This window comes from Streptomyces sp. NPDC059477, from assembly GCF_042749375.1.
Lineage (GTDB): Bacteria > Actinomycetota > Actinomycetes > Streptomycetales > Streptomycetaceae > Streptomyces.
Genome location: NZ_JBHYUG010000008.1, coordinates 1 through 5,606, shown reverse-complemented (window position 1 = coordinate 5,606; position 5,606 = coordinate 1). Strand labels below are relative to the sequence as shown.

Genomic DNA, 5,606 nt, shown 5'->3' with positions numbered 1-5,606 from the left:
CCCCCCCCCCCCGCCCCGCCCCCCCGCCCGCCCCGACCCCCCCCCCGGGGGGGGGTGGGCGCGCCCTCGCCCCCCACCTCGTTCCGCCCGGTCGTGGGGGCGGGGGGCACACCCGCCGCCCACACGGTGGTCACGGAACTCGACCGCCGGGGCTTCACCGGGAACGTCGTATGGGTGGGCGGGGACGAGGGGGTCGCCGCCTACTCCAAGCCCGCGCTCTCCAAGGAGTTCCTCCAGGGCAAGCTCGCCCGCGACCGTATCTCCCTGCCCCCGCCGCCCACCGACCACATCCGGCTGCGCCGCCTGGACCGCGCCCTGTGCACCCGGCTCGACCCCGAAGCGGACCGTGTCCTGGTCGACGGGACGTGGATCGACTTCGACGCCCTGTTCGTGTGCACCGGGATGCGGGCCCGGGTGCCGCGGCCGTTCGCCGGGCTGCCCGGTGTGCACGCGCTGCGCACCTTCGCCGACGCGGCGGCGATCCGGGCCCGCCTCACCGGGCGGCCCCGGACGGTCGTCGTCGGCGCGGGCCTGATCGGCAGTGAGACCGCCGCGTCCCTGCGCACACTGGGGCTGCCGGTCGAACTGATCGCGAGCGGCGCCCTGCCCATGGAGGACATCGTCGGCCGGCAACTGGGAGAGTTCTGCCTCGACCAGCACACGGCCCACGGGGTCGTCACGCGGGCCTCGACGATGGTCACCGCACTGACCTGTCCCTCGCCGGGCGGCCCGGTCACCGTGGAGTTCGACGACGGTACGGGCACCCGCGCGGACCTCGTCGTCCTCGGCCTCGGCGCGGTCACCTCCTGCGACTGGCTGCGCGACGCCGGGCTCGACACCTCCGACGGGCTGCGCTGCGACGCGACGCTGCGGACCGGGCGGGCGTCCGTCTTCGCCGCCGGGGACATCGCCAACTGGCCGCACCCCGTGTTCGGCCGGCGGCTGCGGGTGGAGCACTGGAGCAACGCCTCCGCGCAGGCCCGGCACGCCGTCGAGAGCTGGCTGGCCGACCTGGAGGGGCGTGAGCGGCCGGTGTTCGCCGACATCCCGTACTTCTGGTCCGACCAGTACGGGCTCAAGTACCAGATGGCCGGGCACGCGCGCGGCCATGACGAGGTCAGCGTCGCCACCACGGGCCCCGGCGGACGGCCCTTCGTCACGTACTTTCGCGAGGGGCGGCTGGTCGCCGCGGCCGGGGTCAACGCCACCCGCGCGGTGATGCGGACCAAGGCGCTGATCCAGTCCCCGGCCACCTCATCGGCCGCGTCCCCGTCCCCGCACGGCATGAGAGAGACGACATGAGCGACGAGCCCAGCGACCTCACGGCCGGGCACAGCGCCCGGTCGGACAGCACCGGGCCGGACAGCGCCGGGTCGGACAGCGGCCAGTACCTCATCGTCCGGGACAGCATGTGGTCCCTGCTGAGCGACCGCTACCGCACCAACCGCCGGGCGGGCGGGGCCCCGGCCGAGGACGAGTTCCTCCATGAGCGCCCCTTCTGGCCCGCGTTCACCTTCGAGGACGTGGTGCATGTCGTGGAGGACGGCGTGGACCGGCTGCTGGTGACCTTCCACGACACCGATGACCCGTCGGTCACGCTCGGCTTCCGGATCGACCTGGCCAGGGCGATGACCGAATGGTCCCGGCGGGTCGGCGGACGTGACCCACGCGAGCATCCGGAGATGTTCGCCGCCGAACTGATCTGGTTCATGGTCTGTTTCATCGGCGTCACCGACTTCGGCGGCGCCACCGGCACCCCGGACGCCCCGCACTGGATCAACGACGGCACCGAGATCTTCGGGCGCCTGAAGAACAACCCCAACATGGACGCCTTCGACTCCCACCACTGACCGTCCCCGTACACATGGAAAGGGCCACCCCATGGCCGTCGTAGAAGTCGACCGACCCCAGGACGGCGTGGCGGTCGTCCGCCTGAACAGGCCGGATGTCCGCAACGCCCTCAACACCGAGGTCCGCAGGCTGCTGGCGGACGCCGTGGCCGAGCTGAACCAGGACGACGAGGTCGGCGCCCTCGTCCTCACCGGCGGTGAGACGGTCTTCGCCGTCGGCGCCGACCTCGCCGAGCAGGCGGACCGCGATGTGGTGGGCGCCATCGGTGCCTACACCCACCAGGCGTTCTGGTACAGCGCCAAGCCGGTGATCGCCGCCGTGAACGGTGATGCCTTCGGCGGCGGCAACGAGTTCGTCGCCCAGTGCGACTTCGTCATCGCCTCCGACGCCGCCCGCTTCGCACAGCCCGAGGTCACCATCGGCCTGGTCCCCGGCGGCGGCGCGACCCAGCGCCTGCCCCGCGCCATCGGCCGCCAGAACGCCCTGTACGCCCTGCTCACCGGGCTGCCCCTGACGGCCCAGGACGCCTATCGCCTCGGGTATGTCGCCGAGGTCGTGGCGGGCGACGCCCTCGGCCGGGCCGTCGAACTGGCCGCCCTGATCGCGTCCCGTCCCCGTCTCGCCGTACGCCAGATCAAGGAGGTCGTACGGCTCGGCCTGGACGCCCCCTTCGAGGCGGGCATCGCACTGGAACGCCGGGGCTACCAGCTGATGTTCGGCACACGCGACCTGCGGGAGGGCTTCGCGTCGGTCCAGGAGGGCCGCGAGCCGAAATTCACCGGCACCTGACCCGCACCCACCCGGACCCACCCGCACTCACCCACATTCCCCCCTCCTGCTCTCCCTGCTCTCCCTGCTCCGCCTCTCCCCCTCTCCCCCCGTCCCCCGACCACCCGCCGACCGTCGCCCCCACCGGCCGTCCCCCACCAGCCGTCCCCAGATCTCATCCCGCTCAGCAAGTCACTGAGCCGGTGCCCCCCGCACCGGCTGGAGAGTGGTGCACGGACATGGAAAGAGAACTCCTCGACGGCACGGGGTCCACGACACCCCCGGCCACCCCCGAACTGATCGAGAGCAAGGGCATCGAGCTGGTCGGGCCCGATGAGCGCACGGGCCGGCTGCGCGACCAGACCACGCTGTGGTTCTCGGCGAATGTGCAGTTCGCGGCGCTGACCGCGGGGGCCCTGTCCACCGCGGTCTTCGGCCTCGACCTGCTGTGGGCATCGGTGGCGATCGTCCTGGGTACGGGCCTCGGCTCGGCGGCGCTGGCCGTCCTGGCCGGTGCCGGTCCCCGGATCGGCGCGGCCCAACTGGTCCAGTCCCGGGGCCCGTTCGGGCATCTCGGCAATCTGCTGCCAGCCGCCGCGTTCTTCCTCACCGCGACCGGCTGGTTCGCCGTGAGTGTGGTCCTCGGGGTGTTCACCGTGCAGGCCCTGGTGGACATTCCGTTCGCCGTGGGCTGTGTCGGGTTCGGTGTCGCCATCGTCGCCATCGCCGTCTTCGGCTACCGCGTGATCCACTCGGTGGAGAAGATCCTGTCCGTGATCCTGCTGGTCCTGTTCCTGGTGGTCACCGTGTACGCCCTGTTCCGGGTGGACTTCGGGGTCTCCGTGGACGGGCTCGCGGACGCCCGGCTCGGGGTCGGCGGCGCCTTCGCCACGGTGACCGCGATCTGCGCCGCCCGCTGTCTGGGCTTCGCCGCCGCCGCGTCCGACTACAGCCGCTATCTCCCGGCCGACAGCCGCCCCCGGGATGTCTCGCGCCATGTGTTCCTCGGCTCGTTCATCGGCGGCACCTGGATGGGCGTCCTGGGCGCCGCACTCGGGCTCGTGGCCATCATCGGCAGCCCCGCCGACCTGATCACCGGGCTGCTGCCCACCGCGCTCGGGGTGATCGCGATGATCGCCCTCATGCTGTCGACGGCGGCGTCGAGCTGTATCGACATCTACTCGTCGTCGCTGGCCACGCTGGTGATGGGGGTCCCGGTCAAGCGCTGGGTGTCGGCGCTGACGGTCGGCGGCCTGGGGGTGCTCGCCGCCTGGTACGCGGGGACGAACGACTACTACCGCAGCTTCGAGACGTTCCTGATCTTCCTCGGCTACTGGCTGGGCCCCTGGGTCGCCATCATGCTGGTGCAGCTGAAGGTCGGCCCGCGCGGCGAGGAACTGCGCCGCCTGCTCTACGACCGCAGCCGCCGGTTCGGCCCCGGGCTGATCGCCTGGGTGGTCGGCTTCGCCGCGGCGATCCCGTTCATGAACCAGGCGGACATCTACATCGGCCCCTTCGCGAAGGCGTACCCGGGCGCCGGAGACCTCACCTCGCTGGTCGGCGCGGTGGTGGCGGCGCTCGTGTACACGGTGCTGGCGGGGCGCGAGCGGCAGCGGACCGGAGCGGACCGATGACCCAGCACCTCACCGACACGGCTCCGACCCTGCTGCGCGGCGGCATCGTCCTCACCATGGAACCCGGCCGCCGGGCGCTCGACACCGGCTCGGTCCTCTTCGACACGGAGCGGATCCTCGCCGTGGGCCCGGTCGCCGAGGTCGACGCCCACCCGCGGAGCGCGGGCGCCCGTACGGTGGACGCCACCGGCCATGTCGTGATGCCAGGGTTGCACAACACCCATCTCCACTCGGGCCTGTTGCGCGGCACCGCCGAGTCACTGTCACTGTGGGACTGGCTGAAGTACCACGTGGACCCGGCGCACCGCGCGATGACCCCGGAGATCGCGCGGGCGGCGGCCGAACTCGCCTACACCGAGGGCCTGCTCGCCGGGACCGTCTCCGTCCTGGACATGTGGCGCTTCCAGGAGGGCGGCGCCGAGGTGGCCGCGGCCCTCGGGATCCGGGCCACGCTCGCCCCCTACACGGCGGATCTGGAGCCGTACACCTACTTCGAGACGCTGGACAGCAACTTGCGCCTGCTGGAGTCCGTCGCGGATCGGGCCGATCCCCTGATCCGGGCGTGGGTGGGCCTTGAGCACTGGCTGTACAGCACGGAGTCCGGCATCCGCAAGGCCGTGGATCTCGCACGCTCCTGGAAAACCGGCTTCCACACCCATTCGTCGGAGAGCGTCTGGGAGGTCCAGGAGAGCCTGTCGCGGTTCGGGCGCAGGCCGATCGAGCAGTTCTACAACTGGGGCATCCTGGGCGAGGACACCGTGGTCGCCCACTGCGTGTGGCTGGACGACCGGGAGATCGAACTCCTCGCCCGGACCGGCACCTCGGTCGCCCACTGCCCCTGCTCCAACATGAAGCTCTCCTCCGGCGCGGCGCCCGTGCGGCGGCTGCGGGACGCGGGGGTGACGGTCGGGCTGGGCACCGACGGGGAGAAGGAGAACAACAATCTCGACCTGGTGGAGGAGATGAAGTTCGCCTCCCTCCTCCAGAAGGTCACCACCCTCGACCCCACGACGGGCGACCCCTGGGACATCCTGGAGATGGCGACGATCGGCGGGGCCCGGACCCTGGGCCTGGCCGCCGTCTCCGGCACCCTCACCCCCGGCAAACAGGCCGACATCATCACCCTCGACCTCCGCGCCCTCCACCTCACCCCCCTCCTGCACGGCTCCGACTTCAACGCGGCGGCCCATGTCGTGTTCTCCGCGTCGGGACACGACGTGGACAACGTCTGGGTGGCAGGCCGCCGGCTGATGGCCGACCGCGCCCTGCTCACGGCCGACGCGGACGACGTACGACGGCACGCGCAGGACGCGGCGGAGGAACTCTTTGGACGGGTGGCGGCGTTGCGGGACG

The 5,606-nt window shown here is 72.0% G+C and carries 5 protein-coding genes; all 5 read left to right on the top strand.

Annotated elements, in window-relative coordinates:
- The first annotated feature begins 54 nt into the window (after window positions 1-54).
- Window positions 55-1,302, top strand: coding sequence for an NAD(P)/FAD-dependent oxidoreductase (locus ACFXAZ_RS06135; RefSeq protein WP_384585788.1), 1,248 nt, complete (start codon window positions 55-57; stop codon window positions 1,300-1,302).
- Window positions 1,299-1,850, top strand: coding sequence for a hypothetical protein (locus ACFXAZ_RS06130; RefSeq protein WP_384585786.1), 552 nt, complete (start codon window positions 1,299-1,301; stop codon window positions 1,848-1,850). Before ACFXAZ_RS06135 ends, ACFXAZ_RS06130 begins: the two co-directional genes overlap by 4 nt.
- Window positions 1,851-1,881: 31 nt before the next feature.
- Window positions 1,882-2,640 (top strand): enoyl-CoA hydratase-related protein, encoded by a 759-nt coding sequence (locus ACFXAZ_RS06125; RefSeq protein ID WP_384585784.1) that lies wholly within the window; start codon window positions 1,882-1,884, stop codon window positions 2,638-2,640.
- Window positions 2,641-2,858: 218 nt separating this feature from the next.
- Window positions 2,859-4,253 (top strand): purine-cytosine permease family protein, encoded by a 1,395-nt coding sequence (locus ACFXAZ_RS06120; RefSeq protein ID WP_384585782.1) that lies wholly within the window; start codon window positions 2,859-2,861, stop codon window positions 4,251-4,253.
- On the top strand, window positions 4,250-5,606 hold a 1,357-nt coding region (locus ACFXAZ_RS06115), incomplete at its 3' end, for an amidohydrolase family protein (protein ID WP_384585780.1). The genes ACFXAZ_RS06120 and ACFXAZ_RS06115, both read left to right, overlap by 4 nt.